We start from the raw sequence: 16,334 nt of genomic DNA, 5'->3' as shown, positions 1-16,334 counted from the left end.
CCTCGATAACAAGATCTAAGGCCGACTATGGGCACTGAAACACTGGCGATCAGCAGCGTGCGAATGTTTCGTTATGCGTTTGGCTCGCTGCTGCTATTGGCAGGTACTGCATTGCTGGTGGCCCACGGGCTGGCCTGGCTGGACCTGGAGCCGCGCATCATGCGCGCCTTGCAGGGCGGAGCGATTTGCGCGCTCGGCACGGCACTGGGTGCGGTTCCGGTATTGGTGATTCGGCGGATGCCGGTGGCGTTGAGCGATACCTTGTTGGGCTTTGGTGCCGGTGTAATGCTGGCAGCGACTGCCTTTTCGCTGGTCGTGCCGGGTATTGCCGCTGCCGAAGCCCTTGGTCTTTCGCCGTGGGGCGCTGGTGGGCTGATCAGCTTCGGCATCATGCTGGGGGCATTCGGGTTGTATCTGGTGGACCGCAAGGTCTCCGGCGCCAGCCCGGAGATGTTGGTGGGCACGCCGGATAAACCAGTGATTCCACCGCGCATCTGGCTGTTCGTGTTTGCCATCATCGCCCACAACATTCCCGAAGGCATGGCTGTTGGCGTCTCGGCCGGTGGTGGCATGCCGGATGCCGACAGCTTGGCCATGGGCATTGCTTTGCAGGATGTGCCCGAAGGTCTGGTGATTGCGCTGGTATTGGCAGGGGCCGGGATGTCGCGGGTCAAGGCATTCCTGATCGGCGCTGCGTCAGGCTTGGTGGAGCCGGTGTTCGCGGTGCTTTGCGCCTGGCTGGTGACCCTGGCCGAGGTGCTGTTGCCGTTGGGCCTGGCGCTGGCCGCTGGTGCGATGTTGTTGGTCGTCACTCATGAAGTGATCCCGGAGTCGCGCCGCAATGGTCACGAAAAGCTTGCCAGCCTGGGGTTGTGCATGGGGTTCTGCTTGATGATGGTGATGGATACTGCTTTGGGGTGAAACCTGCTCCTGCAGAGGGGTTATTCGCCTTCATCGAAGAAGTTATTGATCAGCGCCACCAGGGCGTCCATCGCTTCCTGTTCTTGCTCGCCTTCGGTCTTCAGGTGGATCTTGGTGCCTTTGCCGGCGGCCAGCATCATCATCGCCATGATGCTTTTGCCATCGACCATGCTGTCCGGTGTGCGCCCGGCGCGGATCTGGCAAGGGAACTGCCCGGCAACACCGACGAATTTGGCCGAGGCGCGGGCATGCAGGCCCAGTTTGTTGATGATTTCAATTTCCAGAGCGGGCATCGCGGGGGTGTTCCTTTCAGCTAAGGTCGCGGTGGCGAACCTGGACATTCTTGAGGGTTTGTTGCAGCACCTGGCCCAGGCGCTCGGTCAGGTACACGGAGCGGTGGTGGCCGCCGGTGCAGCCGATAGCAATGGTGACATAGGCTCGGTTGCTCGCGGCAAAGCGCGGCAACCATTTGAGCAGGTAGCTGGAAATGTCCTGGAACATCTCCTCCACATCCGGTTGCGCGGCCAGGTAATCGGCTACAGGCTGATCCAGCCCCGATTGGTCGCGCAGCTCCGGCTTCCAATAAGGATTAGGCAGGCAGCGCACATCGAACACCAGGTCGGCATCCACCGGCATGCCGCGCTTGAAGCCAAACGACTCGACCAGAAATGCCGTGCCAGGCTCCGGCTGGTTCAGCAGGCGTAGCTTGATGGCATCGCGCAGCTGGTACAGGTTGAGGCTGGTGGTGTTGATCTTGAGGTCGGCGAGGTCAATGATCGGCCCCAGCAGCTTGGTTTCGTCCTCGATGGCTTCGGCCAGAGAACGGTGTGGGCTGCTGAGAGGGTGGCGTCGACGTGTCTCGGAGAAACGCTTGAGCAGGGTTTCTTCGTCGGCGTCCAGATACAGCACATCGCAATGAATGTGCTTGGCGCGCACCTCTTCTAGCAATTCCGGAAAACGCGTGAGGTGGCTCGGCAAGTTGCGGGCGTCAATCGAGACGGCAACCAGAGGCTGCGCCAATTCGGTATGGATCAGCGCGCGCTCCGCCAATTCCGGGAGGAGACCGGCCGGCAAGTTGTCGATGCAATAGAAACCGTTGTCCTCAAGAACGTTGAGGGCGGTACTTTTACCTGAGCCGGAGCGGCCGCTGACGATGATCAAGCGCATGATTACTGCCCGTTTTGTTCATCCAGAACAACTTGATACAGCGCTTCGTTACTGCTGGCGCTGCGCAGTTTGTCACGTACTTCCTTGCGGTCGAGCATGCTAGCGATCTGCCGAAGCAGTTCCAGGTGCGCATCGGTGGCGGCCTGTGGAACCAGCAGAACGAACAGCAGGTCGACCGGGGCACCGTCGATGGCGTCGAAATCGATAGGCGCGTCCAGGTGCAGCAGGGCGCTGACAGGTGTCTCGCAGCCTTTGAGGCGGCAGTGAGGAATGGCGATGCCGTTGCCAAAACCGGTGGAGCCGAGTTTTTCACGGGCAATCAGAGCCTCGAAGACATCTTGCATCTCCAGTTCAGGCACTTGGCTGCTGATCAGGTTGGCAATTTGTTCGAGGGCTTTCTTCTTGCTGCCGCCCGGCACGTTCACGAGGGAACGGCCGGGGGTCAGGATGGTTTCAAGTCGGATCATGGGGGGAGAGTTAACGACCTGTGCCCTGAAGCAGGCTCAGATTCTTTTCCTTATGCTTTTTGAGTTGGCGGTCAAGCTTGTCTGTGAGCAAGTCGATTGATGCATACATGTCTTCATGTTCGGCATTGGCGACCACTTCGCCGCCGGGTATCTGAAGTGTCGCTTCGATTTTCTGCTGAAGCTTGTCGACCTTCATGATGACCTGCACGTTGGTGATCTTGTCGAAATGGCCCTCAAGCTTCCTCAGCTTCTGCTCGACGTAGTCGCGTAGTGGAGGGGTGACTTCTATATGGTGTCCACTGATGTTGACTTGCATACAGCTTCTCCTTCGTTGCCAGTGCATAAAGCGGCGGGTAGGAATACCCGCCACTGGAACGCTGTGGCCCGCCCGTCACATCAAACGCTTACGCTCGCTGGAAGGCGCGATCCCAAGGGATTCGCGGTACTTGGCGACGGTTCGACGGGCGACCTGAATGCCTTGTGCTTCCAGTAAACCAGCGATCTTGCTGTCACTCAACGGCTTTTTCTGATTTTCCGCAGCAACCAGTTTTTTGATGATCGCGCGGATCGCCGTGGACGAGCATTCACCGCCTTCCGAGGTGCTGACATGACTGGAGAAAAAGTATTTCAACTCATAAATACCCCGTGGGGTATGCATGAATTTTTGTGTGGTCACCCGGGAAATCGTCGACTCGTGCATGCCCACGGCTTCTGCGATGTCGTGCAGAACCAGTGGCTTCATCGCCTCGTCGCCATATTCCAGGAAGCCGCGCTGGTGCTCGACGATCTGGGTGGCAACTTTCATCAGGGTTTCGTTGCGGCTCTGCAAGCTCTTGATGAACCAGCGCGCTTCCTGCAACTGGTTGCGCATGAAGGTGTTGTCGGCACTGGTGTCGGCGCGGCGAACAAAACCGGCGTACTGCGGGTTGACCCGCAGGCGCGGCACTGATTCCTGGTTCAGTTCTACCAGCCAGCGCTCGTTGTCCTTGCGCACGATCACGTCGGGAACGACGTATTCGGCTTCGCTGGACTCGATCTGTGAGCCTGGACGCGGGTTGAGGCTTTGCACCAGCTCAATGACCTGACGCAGGTCGTCTTCCTTGAGCTTCATGCGCCGCATCAACTGGCTGTAGTCGCGGCTGCCCAGCAGGTCGATGTAGTCGGTGACCAGGCGCTGGGCCTCGGCGAGCCATGGAGTCTTGGCAGGCAGCTGACGCAGTTGCAGCAGCAGGCATTCGCTCAGGCTGCGGGCACCGATGCCGGCGGGCTCGAACTGTTGGATACGGTGCAGGACGGCTTCGATTTCGTCCAGCTCGATGTCCAGCTCCGGGTCGAAGGCCTCGAGAATCTCTTCGAGCGTCTCGTCCAGATAACCCTGGTTATTGATGCAGTCGATCAGGGTCACGGCGATCAGGCGATCGGTGTCCGACATCGGCGCGAGGTTCAGTTGCCACAACAGATGGCTCTGCAAGCTCTCGCCGGCGGAAGTGCGGGTGGTGAAGTCCCACTCGTCATCATCATTGCTGGGCAGGCTGCTGGCGCTGGTCTGGTAGACGTCTTCCCAGGCGGTGTCCACCGGAAGTTCGTTGGGAATACGTTCGTTCCAATCGCCTTCCTCAAGGTTATCCACCGTGGGAGCGGTTTCCTGGTAGGAGGGTTCCTGTACGTCGGAATTGGGTTTTTGCTCGATGTTGTCAGCCAGCGGGTCTGCATTATCGAAGTCGTCGCCTTCTTCCTGGCGTTCGAGCATCGGATTGGACTCCAGGGCCTCCTGGATTTCCTGTTGCAGGTCCAGGGTCGACAATTGGAGCAGGCGGATGGCCTGTTGCAGCTGCGGTGTCATCGTCAGCTGCTGGCCCATTCTCAGGACTAGCGATGGTTTCATGGCAGGGGCTTAACACCTTATTCGCCGGCGCAATGCGCCATCCACGACAGGGCGCGTGAGCGCCAAACATAAGCAAATTATATGCCTGATATCGGGGGCTTTGCCTAGAGCGCGGTAACAATAAAAATCCGGAGGTTTTCATTGACTCCCGCGCATCAGGCAAGCGACCTGCCACCGCCTTGTTTTTGCAGGCGGCTTTACAGGCGGAACTCGTGACCCAGGTACACTTCCTTGACCAGCTCGTTGGCCAGGATGGTGGCAGAGTCGCCTTCGGCAATCAGCTGACCATCGTTGACGATATAGGCGGTTTCGCAGATGTCGAGGGTCTCACGCACGTTATGGTCGGTGATCAGCACACCGATGCCCTTTGCCTTGAGGTGATGGATGATCTGCTTGATGTCGCCGACCGAGATGGGGTCGACGCCGGCAAACGGTTCGTCCAGCAGGATGAACTTGGGGGCAGTGGCCAGGGCGCGGGCGATTTCCACGCGGCGTCGCTCGCCACCGGACAGGCTCATGCCAAGGTTGTCGCGAATGTGGTTGATGTGGAATTCCTGAAGCAGGCTTTCCAATTCTTTGCGGCGGCCGTCACGGTCGAGTTCCTTGCGGGTTTCAAGGATGGCCATGATGTTGTCGGATACCGACAGCTTGCGGAAGATCGACGCTTCTTGCGGAAGATAGCCGATACCAGCACGGGCGCGGCCGTGCATTGGCTGGTGGCTCACATCCAGGTCGTCGATCAGGACGCGACCTTGGTCCGCCTGGACCAGGCCGACGATCATGTAGAAGCATGTGGTCTTGCCGGCGCCGTTGGGGCCAAGCAAGCCGACGATCTGGCCGCTGTCGATCGACAGGCTGACGTCGCGCACGACCTGACGGCTTTTATAGGCCTTGGCCAGATGCTGGGCTTTCAGGGTTGCCATTACTCGGCCTTCTTCTTCGGCTGGATAACCATGTCGATACGTGGGCGTGGCGCAGTGACTTTGCTGCCATTGGCGCGACCGGCGTTGGCGATCTGCTTCACGGTGTCATAGGTGATCTTTTCGCCTTCCGTGGAGTTGCCATCGGGGCTGAGCACCTTGGCCTGGTCGATCAGCACGATGCGATTCTGTTGGGCGTGATACTGGATGGTCTTGCCGTAGCCCTTCATCGGGCCGGTATCGGTAGCTGACTGCTTCTGTTCGAAGTAAGCCAGGTTGCCCACCGACGTCACCACGTCGATATCGCCCGCCTGGGTGCGCGTCAGTGTCACCGTGTTGCCGGTGATCTTCATCGAGCCCTGGGTGATGATCACGCCGCCGGTGTAGGTGGCGACGCCTTGCTTGTCATCCAGCTGCGCATCGTCAGCCGAGATGTGGATCGGTTGCTGGCTATCGTTCGGCAGAGCCCAGGCGCTCACGCTTCCCAGTGCTGCGCCCAGACCGAGCAAAATAGGGAGAGTTTTAACGAGCCTCATACTGTCCTCTTACGTTCGATAGCAGGTGTATCCTGCTTTCTTTCAAATACGCTTTCATTCCCTTGCCAGTCGATACACCGCCAGCGCCGTCGATTCTAACGTCTTGCTCGGTCTGCGCATATTGCTTCTGTGGGAATACGGTCATGCGACTGCTGGTAATCACGGTGTCACGGTTTTTGGCGTCAGTACGCGCGACGCGTACCGAGTCAATCAGTTCTACCTCGGTGCCGTCCGGATTCACCTCGCCACGCTTGCTCGTGACATGCCATGGGAACTCGGTGCCGCGGTAGAGGTTCAGGTCCGGGTTGGTCAGCAGGGTGACTTCGGTAGCCTTCAAATGCTCGACCTTGTCCGAGGTCATCTCGTACTGCACCTTGCCGTCGGGCAGGAACTGCACGCTGTAGGCATTGGTTGCGTAATAGTCGATAGCCCCTCCGTCAACCTGCGCCGCAGGCTGGTCGAGGAAGCGCCCCGGGCTGATATTCCAGTAGCCCACCGCAAGGAACAGCGCGGCGATGACTCCGAATAGCAGGAAGTTGCGAATCTTTTTACTCAGCATAAAACGCTCTATAGGTAGGCGGCGTGGGCCGCTTCAAGACTGCCCTGGGCTCGCAGGATCAGTTCACAGAACTCGCGGGCGGCACCTTCGCCGCCACGGGCAATGGTGATGCCATGGGCGTGCTCGCGAACAAACGTCGCCGCATTGGCAACGGCCATGCCCAGGCCCACTCGGCGAATGACCGGCAAGTCGGGCAGATCATCGCCCAGGTAGGCGACCTGCTCATAGCTTAGGTTGAGTTGGCCAAGAAGCTCGTCCAGAACCACCAGTTTATCCTCGCGGCCCTGATACAGGTGAGGAATACCGAGGTTTTGTGCGCGGCGTTCCACAACGGGAGTTTTTCTGCCGCTGATAATCGCCGTTTGCACGCCCGCAGCCATCAGCATCTTGATGCCCTGGCCGTCTAGGGTGTTGAACGTCTTGAATTCGCTGCCGTCTTCGAGGAAGTACAGGCGGCCGTCGGTCAGCACGCCGTCAACGTCGAAAATCGCCAGTTTGATGTTTTTGCCGCGTTGCAACAGGTCGCTGGTCATTTACATCACTCCTGCACGCAGCAAGTCGTGCATGTTCAAGGCGCCAACCGGGTGGTCGTCGCTATTGACCACCACCAGCGCGCCGATCTTGTGGTCTTCCATGATCTTCAATGCTTCGGCTGCCAGCATTTCAGGGCGTGCAGTCTTGCCATGTGGGGTCATCACGGCGTCGATGGTCGCGGTGCGGATATCGATGGTGCGGTCCAGGGTGCGGCGCAAGTCACCGTCAGTGAATACCCCGGCCAGGCGTCCATCGGCTTCCAGGACGACGGTCATGCCCAAACCCTTGCGGGTCATTTCCATCAGCGCGTCCTTCAGCAGGGTACCGCGCTGGACGTGAGGCAATTCGTCGCCCGAGTGCATGACATTTTCCACTTTCAGCAACAGGCGGCGGCCCAGGGCGCCACCAGGGTGGGAAAACGCGAAGTCTTCAGCGGTGAATCCGCGGGCTTCCAGCAGCGCCACGGCCAAGGCGTCGCCCATGACCAGGGCGGCGGTGGTGGAGGAGGTCGGCGCCAGGTTCAGCGGGCAGGCCTCGTGGTCCACGTGAACATTCAGGTTCACGTCGGCGGCCTTGGCCAGCGTAGAGTCCGGGTTGCCGGTGAGGCTGATCATCTTGATGCCCAGGCGCTTGATCAGTGGCAGCAGGGTCACGATTTCGTTGGTGGTGCCGGAGTTGGACAGTGCCAGGATGATGTCATCCTTGGTGATCATGCCCATGTCACCATGGCTGGCTTCGGCAGGATGCACGAAAAATGCGGTGGTCCCCGTGCTGGCCAGGGTGGCGGCGATCTTGTTGCCGACGTGGCCCGACTTGCCCATGCCGACCACGACAACGCGGCCCTTACTGGCCAGAATCATCTCGCAGGCGCGTACGAAATCTGCGTCGATATGGGCCAGCAAGCCTTCCACGGCTTCAACTTCGAGGCGGATGGTGCGTTGTGCGGATTGAATAAGGTCGCTGGATTGGCTCATGTCTGAAGTCGTATAGCCTGACGAAAAGTCGGCGATTATAGCGGTAATGATCAAATCCCTCACGCAAGTTCGTCAGGCTTTATTCAACGGATGCCTGAGATCGATCCTCAGTAACATCGCCCGCAACGTTTTTTCCCTGCCCCTAAACTGAACTAGCGCTGTTCCGGCCTTGGGCGCCTTGTACCAGCAGTGATATAGTTCGCCGCCAGTTCGGTTCGCCCAGCCCATGTGGCTATCTATATGCGTCACCGTTGCAAACGTTTGTCGCATGCATGGTGTCTGAGTGAGAGGCTGCATCCCAAGGAGTTTAGATGAGTGCCGATAACGCCTACGCGGTCGAGCTGAAGGGACTGACCTTCAAGCGCGGGACGCGCAGCATCTTCAATAACGTCGATATTCGCATTCCCCGCGGCAAGGTCACGGGCATCATGGGTCCGTCCGGTTGCGGCAAGACCACGCTGTTGCGTCTGATGGGCATGCAATTGCGCCCCAGCGCCGGTGAGGTGTGGGTCAACGGCCAGAACCTGCCGACGCTGTCGCGCAGTGATCTGTTCGACGCGCGCAAGCATATGGGCGTGCTGTTCCAGAGCGGTGCGCTGTTTACCGACCTCGATGTGTTCGAGAACGTGGCGTTTCCGCTGCGGGTACATACCCAGCTGTCCGACGAAATGATTCGTGACATTGTGTTGCTGAAATTGCAGGCCGTAGGCCTTCGCGGCGCCATCGACCTGATGCCCGACGAACTGTCCGGCGGTATGAAGCGTCGTGTGGCCCTGGCGCGTGCCATCGCCCTCGACCCGCAGATCCTCATGTACGACGAGCCCTTCGTCGGCCAGGATCCGATTGCCATGGGCGTGCTGGTGCGCTTGATCCGTTTGCTCAACGACGCGTTGGGTATCACCAGCATTGTGGTTTCCCACGACCTTGCAGAAACCGCGAGCATTGCCGATTACCTCTATGTAGTCGGCGATGGCCAGGTGCTGGGGCAGGGCACGCCAGAAGAACTGATGAACGCCGACAACCCGCGTATTCGCCAATTCATGACCGGCGATCCCGATGGCCCTGTGCCTTTCCACTTTCCGGCAGCGGATTACCGCTCAGACCTTCTGGGGAAGCGCTGATGCGCAAGACATCTCTTATCGAGAAGGTTCGCCTTTTCGGTCGCTCCGGTATCGACATCGTCGAAGTGCTGGGCCGCTCGACGATTTTCCTGTTTCACGCCTTGCTTGGCCGCGGCGGCATTGGTGGCGGCTTTGGCCTGTTGATCAAGCAGCTGCATTCGGTGGGCGTGATGTCCCTGGTGATCATTGTGGTCTCCGGGGTGTTCATCGGGATGGTGCTGGCGTTGCAAGGCTTCAATATCCTGTCCAGCTACGGTTCGGAGCAGGCGGTGGGGCAGATGGTTGCCCTGACGCTGCTGCGTGAGCTGGGGCCGGTCGTGACCGCGTTGCTGTTCGCCGGTCGCGCGGGTTCCGCGTTGACTGCCGAAATCGGCAATATGAAGTCCACCGAGCAGTTGTCCAGCCTGGAAATGATCGGCGTGGACCCGCTCAAGTACATTGTTGCCCCGCGCCTGTGGGCCGGCTTTATTTCCCTGCCTTTGCTGGCGATGATCTTCAGCGTGGTCGGTATCTGGGGCGGTTCGTGGGTGGCGGTGGACTGGCTGGGCGTCTACGAGGGTTCCTACTGGGCCAACATGCAAAACAGCGTGACCTTCAACGGTGACGTGCTCAACGGCATCATAAAGAGCATCGTCTTCGCCTTTGTAGTGACCTGGATCGCCGTATTCCAAGGCTATGACTGTGAGCCCACTTCAGAAGGGATCAGTCGCGCCACCACCAAGACCGTTGTGTACGCCTCACTGGCAGTACTGGGCCTTGACTTCATTTTGACCGCCTTGATGTTTGGAGATTTCTGATGCAAAACCGCACTGTGGAAATCGGTGTCGGCCTTTTCTTGCTGGCTGGCATCCTGGCTTTACTGTTGCTGGCCCTGCGAGTCAGCGGCCTTTCGGCCAGCCCCACCGCCGATACTTATAAACTTTACGCGTACTTCGACAATATCGCCGGTTTGACTGTCAGAGCTAAAGTGACCATGGCCGGTGTGACCATCGGCAAGGTCACGGCAATCGATCTGGATCGCGACAGCTTCACCGGGCGAGTGACGATGCAACTGGACAAGAAGGTCGATAATCTGCCGACCGACTCCACTGCATCTATCCTCACTGCGGGTCTGCTGGGCGAGAAGTACATCGGTGTCAGCGTGGGCGGGGAAACAGCCCTGCTCAAGGATGGTTCGACCATCCACGACACTCAGTCGTCGCTGGTGCTTGAAGACCTGATCGGTAAATTCCTGCTCAATACGGTCAATAAAGACGCCAAATGAGGAATCTGTACATGATCTCTACCTTGCGACGTGGCCTCCTGGTACTGCTTGCAGCGCTGCCGTTGATGGCCAACGCAGCAGGTTCTGCGCACGAACTGGTGCAGGACACTACCAACAAGATGTTGGCTGACCTGACTGCCAATAAAGAGCAGTACAAGCAAGACCCGAGCAAATTCTACGAAGCGCTGAATACCATCGTCGGTCCGGTCGTCGATGCTGAAGGTATTTCGCGCAGCATCATGACGGTCAAGTATTCGCGCAAGGCCACCCCTGCGCAAATGCAAACGTTCCAGGAAAACTTCAAGCGTGGCCTCTTCCAGTTCTATGGCAACGCTTTGCTTGAGTACAACAACCAGGGCATTACCGTCGCTCCCGCCGGGGATGAGTCGGGTGATCGCACCAGCGTCAACATGAGCGTCAAGGGTTCCAACGGCGCTGTCTACCCGGTGCAGTACACGCTGGAGAAGATCAATGGCGAGTGGAAGCTGCGCAACGTGATTATCAACGGTATCAACATCGGCAAGCTGTTCCGTGACCAGTTCGCCGACGCCATGCAGCGCAATGGCAACGACCTGGACAAAACCATCAATGGTTGGGCCGGTGAAGTCGCCAAGGCCAAGGAAGAGACCGACAAAGCTGCCGGGAAGCCTGCGCAATGACCGAGTCGGGTGTTCGTCTCGGTGACGCTGGCGAGCTGTTCCTCAGCGGCGTGCTGGATTACCGCACCGGGCCTGACCTGCGCAAGCAGGGCCAGGCGCTGATCAAGACCAGCGCCGCCCCTGCGCTGGTGCTCGATTGCTCGGCGGTGACCAAGTCCAGCAGCGTCGGCTTATCGCTGCTGCTGTGCTTTATGCGCGATGCCGAAGCGGCCAAAAAACCGGTCAGCATCCGTGCATTACCCGAAGACATGCGCGAAATTGCCGAGGTTTCCGGTTTGACCGAGCTGTTGGCACATCCTTAATACACATTATCGATGAAGCCCCCCGTCAGAGTCCTGCTATGCGGGGTTCGCAGGCGCGGGGCTTTTTTGTATGATGTGCGACCCGTGCGCACTGGGCGCCGATAGAGGTTGATCATGCAGGCCCTAGAAGTTAAGAGCTTTCTTGAAGGAAAGCTGCCGGATACGAACGTAGAAGTTGAAGGCGAAGGCTGCAACTTCCAGCTGAACGTGATTAGCGATGAACTGGCGGCACTCAGCCCGGTCAAGCGTCAGCAGCAGATCTATGCCCATTTGAACCCGTGGATCACCGATGGCAGCATCCATGCGGTCACTATGAAATTTTTCAGCCGCGCGGCCTGGGCCGAGCGCACCTGAGCCCCCAAGGCGTCGAGATTCTTATGGATAAATTGATTATTACCGGCGGTGCCCGCCTTGATGGCGAGATTCGCATTTCCGGTGCGAAAAACTCTGCCTTGCCAATCCTGGCCGCGACCCTGCTGTGCGATGGCCCGGTAACCGTAGCCAACCTGCCGCACCTGCACGACATCACCACCATGATCGAGCTGTTTGGTCGCATGGGTATTGAGCCGGTAATCGACGAGAAACTGTCCGTCGAAATCGATCCGCGCACCATCAAGACCCTGATCGCCCCGTACGAACTGGTGAAAACCATGCGTGCGTCGATCCTGGTATTGGGCCCGATGGTCGCCCGTTTCGGTGAAGCCGAAGTCGCATTGCCTGGCGGTTGCGCCATTGGCTCGCGTCCGGTGGACCTGCACATCCGTGGCCTTGAGGCCATGGGCGCGACCATCGACGTCGAAGGCGGCTACATCAAGGCCAAGGCGCCGGAAGGCGGCCTGCGTGGCGCGAACTTCTTCTTTGATACCGTCAGCGTGACCGGTACCGAGAACATCATGATGGCCGCTGCCCTGGCCAACGGCCGCAGTGTGCTGCAAAACGCTGCGCGCGAGCCTGAAGTGGTCGACCTGGCCAACTTCCTGATCGCCATGGGTGCCAACATCACCGGCGCCGGCACCGACACCATCACCATCGACGGTGTCAAGCGCCTGCACCCGGCCACCTACAAAGTGATGCCGGACCGCATCGAGACTGGTACCTACCTGGTTGCTGCCGCCGTCACCGGTGGTCGCGTCAAGGTCAAGGACACCGATCCGACCATCCTGGAAGCGGTCCTGGAAAAACTGCGCGAAGCCGGTGCCGAAATCACCACCGGTGAAGACTGGATCGAGCTGAACATGCATGGCAAGCGGCCAAAAGCCGTTAACGTGCGTACCGCTCCATACCCGGCGTTCCCAACCGACATGCAAGCGCAGTTCATCTCCTTGAACGCGATTGCCGAAGGCACCGGTGCAGTGATCGAGACCATCTTCGAAAACCGCTTCATGCACGTTTATGAACTGCACCGCATGGGCGCGAAGATCCAGGTCGAAGGCAACACCGCCATCGTTACCGGCACCGAGAAGCTCAAGGGCGCGCCAGTCATGGCCACCGACCTGCGCGCTTCGGCCAGCCTGGTGATCTCGGCGCTGATCGCCGAAGGCGATACCCTGATCGACCGCATCTACCACATCGACCGTGGTTACGAGTGCATCGAGGAAAAACTGCAGATGCTCGGCGCGAAAATCCGCCGCGTACCGGGCTAGTCCCCACTGCATTGTAGGCGCGAGCTTGCTCGCGAAGAACTCGTGGGCACCGCGTTGAGTCTGAATAAACGCGTTATCGTTGACGTTTTTCGCGAGCAAGCTCGCTCCTACATACACTGGTTTGTTTCAAATCGAGGCTGTCATGGTCTCGATCTGTGTCTGGCGCCGTTTGCGACCGGACAGCAATAGCCTGATGAAGGACTGACGTTTCCCATGTTGACCATCGCACTGTCCAAGGGCCGCATCCTTGACGACACTTTGCCGCTTCTGGCTGAAGCGGGCATCGTGCCGACCGAGAATCCGGACAAGAGCCGCAAGCTGATCATCCCCACGACCCAGGACGACGTTCGCCTGCTGATCGTACGGGCTACCGACGTGCCAACTTACGTTGAACATGGCGCGGCCGACCTCGGTGTCGCCGGTAAAGACGTGCTGATGGAATACGGCGGCCAAGGCCTGTACGAGCCGCTGGACCTGCGCATTGCGCTGTGCAAGCTGATGACGGCCGGCCGTGTCGGTGATGTTGAGCCCAAAGGCCGCCTGCGCGTGGCCACCAAGTTCGTCAACGTCGCCAAGCGCTACTACGCCGAGCAAGGCCGCCAGGTTGACATCATCAAGCTCTACGGCTCGATGGAGCTGGCGCCGCTGATCGGCCTGGCCGACAAGATTATCGACGTGGTCGACACCGGCAACACCCTGCGTGCCAACGGTCTCGAACCACAGGACTTTATCGCCGACATCAGCTCTCGGCTGATCGTCAACAAAGCGTCGATGAAGATGCAGCACGCCCGTATCCAGGCGTTGATCGACACCCTGCGCAAGGCAGTGGAGTCTCGACACCGCGGTTGACTCACCCGCGTAGCTGAAAAGCTGCGCCCGTCTATCCGCCTCATAGCCAGAATTCTCAGGTGCCCAAGCGGAAACGACTGCTAGTTTAGGGCGCCTGAGTTTTTGCCAATTCTATTGAGGCCCTCGCTATGACCACGTCCACTGCAATTGCCCGACTCAACGCTGCCGACCCGGATTTCGCCCATCATCTGGATCATCTGCTGAGCTGGGAAAGCGTGTCCGACGACTCGGTCAACCAGCGGGTGCTCGACATTATCAAGGCCGTGCGCGAGCGCGGTGACGCGGCGCTGGTGGACTTCACCCGCCAGTTCGACGGTCTGGACGTCAAGTCCATGTCCGACCTGATCCTGCCTCGCGAACGCCTGGAACTGGCCCTGACGCGCATCACCGCGCCGCAGCGCGAAGCCCTCGAAGTCGCCGCGACCCGAGTGCGCAGCTACCACGAAAAACAGAAGCAGGATTCCTGGAGCTACACCGAAGCCGATGGCACGGTGCTGGGCCAGAAGGTCACACCGCTGGACCGTGCGGGTCTGTACGTACCGGGCGGCAAAGCTTCTTACCCGTCCTCAGTATTGATGAACGCCATCCCGGCCAAAGTGGCCGGCGTGACCGAAGTGGTCATGGTGGTACCGACCCCGCGCGGTGAAATCAATGAGCTGGTACTGGCTGCCGCCTGCATTGCCGGTGTCGACCGCGTGTTCACCATCGGCGGTGCCCAGGCGGTTGCCGCCCTGGCTTATGGCACCGAAAGCGTGCCGAAGGTCGACAAGGTGGTCGGCCCCGGCAACATCTACGTTGCTACCGCCAAGCGCCATGTGTTCGGCCAGGTGGGGATCGACATGATCGCCGGCCCGTCGGAAATCCTCGTGGTGTGTGACGGCCAGACCGACCCGGACTGGATCGCCATGGACCTGTTCTCCCAGGCCGAGCACGATGAAGACGCCCAGGCGATCCTGGTCAGCCCGGACGCCGAGTTCCTCGACAAGGTCGCCGCCAGCATCAATAAGCTGCTACCGACCATGGACCGCGCCGAGATCATCGAGAAGTCGATCAATGGTCGTGGCGCGCTGATCCTGGTGCGTGACATGGAGCAGGCCATCGAAGTGGCCAACCGTATCGCGCCGGAGCACCTGGAGCTGTCCGTGGCCGATCCACAGGCCTGGCTGCCGTCGATTCGCCATGCGGGTGCGATCTTCATGGGCCGCCACACCAGCGAAGCGCTGGGTGACTACTGCGCCGGTCCTAACCACGTGCTGCCGACTTCCGGCACCGCGCGCTTCTCGTCGCCGCTGGGGGTGTATGACTTCCAGAAGCGTTCGTCGATCATCTTCTGCTCGCCACAAGGCGCTTCCGAATTGGGCAAGACTGCCTCGGTGCTGGCCCGTGGTGAATCCCTGAGCGCCCACGCCCGTAGTGCCGAGTATCGAATCCTGGAAGAGGGGAAATAACACATGAGCAAATTCTGGAGCCCCTTCGTCAAGGACCTCGTGCCTTACGTGCCCGGCGAGCAACCGAAGCTGACCAAGCTGGTCAAGCTCAACACCAATGAAAACCCCTACGGCCCATCGCCCAAGGCGCTGGCGGCGATGCAGGCCGAGTTGAACGACAACCTGCGCCTGTATCCGGACCCCAACAGCGACTTGCTCAAGCAGGCCGTGGCCAAGTATTACGCGATCGACGCCAGCAAGGTGTTCCTCGGCAACGGCTCCGATGAAGTCCTGGCGCACATCTTTCACGGCCTTTTCCAGCACGAACTGCCGCTGCTGTTCCCGGATATCAGCTACAGCTTTTATCCGGTGTACTGTGGTCTCTACGGCATCCAGTCCGACCCGGTGCCGTTGGACGAGCAGTTCCAGATCCGCGTGGCCGACTACGCCAGGCCCAACGGCGGGATCATCTTCCCCAACCCGAACGCACCGACAGGCTGCGTCCTGGCGCTGGATGCCGTGGAGCAGATCCTCAAGGCCAGCCCGGATTCGGTGGTGGTGGTTGATGAAGCCTATATCGACTTTGGCGGCGAAACCGCCATCAGCCTGGTGGACCGCTACCCGAACCTGCTGGTGACCCAGACCCTGTCCAAGTCACGCTCACTGGCCGGCTTGCGTGTAGGCCTGGCCGTGGGCCACCCGGACCTCATCGAAGCGCTGGAGCGGGTCAAGAACAGCTTCAACTCCTACCCGCTGGATCGCCTGGCGATTGTCGGCGCGGCGGCGGCGTTCGAGGACCGTGAGTATTTCGAGAAGACTTGCCAGTTGGTGATCGACAGCCGTAACAAGCTAGTCGCGCAATTGGAAGGCAAGGGCTTTGAAGTGTTGCCGTCAGCGGCCAACTTCATCTTTGCCCGCCACCCACGGCACGACGCTGCCGGCCTGGCGGCCAAGCTGCGTGAGCAGGGGGTGATCGTGCGGCACTTCAAGCAGGAGCGGATTGCCCAGTTCCTGCGGATCAGCATCGGTACGCCGGAGCAGAACCAGGCGCTGATCGATGGTCTCGGCGAGCTTTAACGGGCGCTGAAATCAAATGTGGGAGGGGG

The 16,334-nt window shown here is 59.6% G+C and carries 21 protein-coding genes; 11 read left to right on the top strand and 10 right to left on the bottom strand.

The genetic code is table 11. The features are described from left to right. Window positions 1-27: 27 nt before the first annotated feature. Window positions 28-921 carry a ZIP family metal transporter gene (locus AB1462_RS02535; RefSeq protein WP_259192353.1) on the top strand — a complete coding sequence of 298 codons (894 nt, stop codon included), beginning with the start codon at window positions 28-30 and terminating at the stop codon, window positions 919-921. A gap of 20 nt (window positions 922-941) precedes the next feature. Here AB1462_RS02535 and AB1462_RS02530 read toward each other — a convergent pair whose 3' ends face one another. From AB1462_RS02530 to AB1462_RS02485, 10 genes are all read right to left on the bottom strand, one after another. Beyond that, window positions 942-1,214, bottom strand: coding sequence for an HPr family phosphocarrier protein (locus tag AB1462_RS02530; RefSeq protein ID WP_047283939.1), 273 nt, complete (start codon window positions 1,212-1,214; stop codon window positions 942-944). Between the two features lie 16 nt (window positions 1,215-1,230). After that, window positions 1,231-2,088 (bottom strand): RNase adapter RapZ, encoded by an 858-nt coding sequence (rapZ, locus tag AB1462_RS02525; protein WP_027604814.1) that lies wholly within the window; start codon window positions 2,086-2,088, stop codon window positions 1,231-1,233. A 2-nt stretch (window positions 2,089-2,090) separates the two neighbouring features. Further along, on the bottom strand, window positions 2,091-2,555 hold the full coding sequence (ptsN, locus tag AB1462_RS02520) for a PTS IIA-like nitrogen regulatory protein PtsN (protein WP_027604813.1): 465 nt from the start codon (window positions 2,553-2,555) through the stop codon (window positions 2,091-2,093). Between the two features lie 10 nt (window positions 2,556-2,565). Further along, entirely contained in the window at window positions 2,566-2,871 is a 306-nt protein-coding gene (gene raiA, locus AB1462_RS02515; protein ID WP_090409416.1) for a ribosome-associated translation inhibitor RaiA, read from the bottom strand. Between the two features lie 75 nt (window positions 2,872-2,946). Further along, on the bottom strand, window positions 2,947-4,440 hold the full coding sequence (locus AB1462_RS02510) for an RNA polymerase factor sigma-54 (RefSeq protein ID WP_017526133.1): 1,494 nt from the start codon (window positions 4,438-4,440) through the stop codon (window positions 2,947-2,949). Window positions 4,441-4,637: 197 nt separating this feature from the next. Beyond that, window positions 4,638-5,363, bottom strand: a complete 726-nt coding sequence (gene lptB / locus AB1462_RS02505) for an LPS export ABC transporter ATP-binding protein (RefSeq protein ID WP_016974288.1) — start codon at window positions 5,361-5,363, stop codon at window positions 4,638-4,640. Continuing rightward, window positions 5,363-5,896: a lipopolysaccharide transport periplasmic protein LptA gene (lptA, locus tag AB1462_RS02500; protein ID WP_027604809.1), complete on the bottom strand. Its 534-nt coding sequence runs from the start codon at window positions 5,894-5,896 to the stop codon at window positions 5,363-5,365. The genes lptB and lptA overlap by 1 nt, the downstream gene beginning before the upstream one ends. Further along, window positions 5,883-6,455: an LPS export ABC transporter periplasmic protein LptC gene (lptC, locus tag AB1462_RS02495; RefSeq protein WP_090409415.1), complete on the bottom strand. Its 573-nt coding sequence runs from the start codon at window positions 6,453-6,455 to the stop codon at window positions 5,883-5,885. The genes lptA and lptC overlap by 14 nt, the downstream gene beginning before the upstream one ends. Before the next feature lie 8 nt (window positions 6,456-6,463). Next, window positions 6,464-6,988 carry an HAD family hydrolase gene (locus AB1462_RS02490; RefSeq protein ID WP_090409411.1) on the bottom strand — a complete coding sequence of 175 codons (525 nt, stop codon included), beginning with the start codon at window positions 6,986-6,988 and terminating at the stop codon, window positions 6,464-6,466. Further along, window positions 6,989-7,963, bottom strand: a complete 975-nt coding sequence (locus tag AB1462_RS02485) for a KpsF/GutQ family sugar-phosphate isomerase (protein ID WP_090409409.1) — start codon at window positions 7,961-7,963, stop codon at window positions 6,989-6,991. It abuts the gene before it with no gap. Between the two features lie 311 nt (window positions 7,964-8,274). On the opposite strand from AB1462_RS02485, the gene AB1462_RS02480 reads away from it, so the two are divergent. From AB1462_RS02480 to hisC, 10 genes are all read left to right on the top strand, one after another. Then, window positions 8,275-9,084: an ATP-binding cassette domain-containing protein gene (locus tag AB1462_RS02480; RefSeq protein WP_003171811.1), complete on the top strand. Its 810-nt coding sequence runs from the start codon at window positions 8,275-8,277 to the stop codon at window positions 9,082-9,084. Further along, window positions 9,084-9,881 carry a lipid asymmetry maintenance ABC transporter permease subunit MlaE gene (gene mlaE, locus AB1462_RS02475; RefSeq protein WP_090409407.1) on the top strand — a complete coding sequence of 266 codons (798 nt, stop codon included), beginning with the start codon at window positions 9,084-9,086 and terminating at the stop codon, window positions 9,879-9,881. The genes AB1462_RS02480 and mlaE overlap by 1 nt, the downstream gene beginning before the upstream one ends. Next, window positions 9,881-10,348, top strand: a complete 468-nt coding sequence (mlaD, locus tag AB1462_RS02470; RefSeq protein ID WP_003171814.1) for an outer membrane lipid asymmetry maintenance protein MlaD — start codon at window positions 9,881-9,883, stop codon at window positions 10,346-10,348. The genes mlaE and mlaD overlap by 1 nt, the downstream gene beginning before the upstream one ends. Before the next feature lie 11 nt (window positions 10,349-10,359). Continuing rightward, entirely contained in the window at window positions 10,360-11,007 is a 648-nt protein-coding gene (locus tag AB1462_RS02465) for a phospholipid-binding protein MlaC (protein WP_090409406.1), read from the top strand. After that, window positions 11,004-11,309: an STAS domain-containing protein gene (locus AB1462_RS02460; protein WP_090409404.1), complete on the top strand. Its 306-nt coding sequence runs from the start codon at window positions 11,004-11,006 to the stop codon at window positions 11,307-11,309. The genes AB1462_RS02465 and AB1462_RS02460 overlap by 4 nt, the downstream gene beginning before the upstream one ends. 114 nt (window positions 11,310-11,423) lie before the next feature. Next, window positions 11,424-11,663: a BolA family protein gene (locus AB1462_RS02455; protein ID WP_027604803.1), complete on the top strand. Its 240-nt coding sequence runs from the start codon at window positions 11,424-11,426 to the stop codon at window positions 11,661-11,663. A 23-nt stretch (window positions 11,664-11,686) separates the two neighbouring features. Further along, window positions 11,687-12,952: a UDP-N-acetylglucosamine 1-carboxyvinyltransferase gene (gene murA, locus AB1462_RS02450; protein ID WP_024073479.1), complete on the top strand. Its 1,266-nt coding sequence runs from the start codon at window positions 11,687-11,689 to the stop codon at window positions 12,950-12,952. A gap of 213 nt (window positions 12,953-13,165) precedes the next feature. Further along, window positions 13,166-13,801 (top strand): ATP phosphoribosyltransferase, encoded by a 636-nt coding sequence (hisG, locus tag AB1462_RS02445; protein ID WP_003188599.1) that lies wholly within the window; start codon window positions 13,166-13,168, stop codon window positions 13,799-13,801. 128 nt (window positions 13,802-13,929) lie between these two features. Next, window positions 13,930-15,249, top strand: a complete 1,320-nt coding sequence (hisD, locus tag AB1462_RS02440) for a histidinol dehydrogenase (RefSeq protein WP_053131525.1) — start codon at window positions 13,930-13,932, stop codon at window positions 15,247-15,249. Between the two features lie 3 nt (window positions 15,250-15,252). Next, window positions 15,253-16,305: a histidinol-phosphate transaminase gene (hisC, locus tag AB1462_RS02435; protein WP_367246094.1), complete on the top strand. Its 1,053-nt coding sequence runs from the start codon at window positions 15,253-15,255 to the stop codon at window positions 16,303-16,305. The last annotated feature ends 29 nt before the right edge of the window (window positions 16,306-16,334 follow it).

Source organism: Pseudomonas sp. SB113 (assembly GCF_040754745.1).
Taxonomy (GTDB): domain Bacteria; phylum Pseudomonadota; class Gammaproteobacteria; order Pseudomonadales; family Pseudomonadaceae; genus Aquipseudomonas; species Aquipseudomonas grimontii.
Note: the sequence above shows the minus strand (reverse complement) of the source record. Positions and strands in the feature narration are given on the sequence as shown.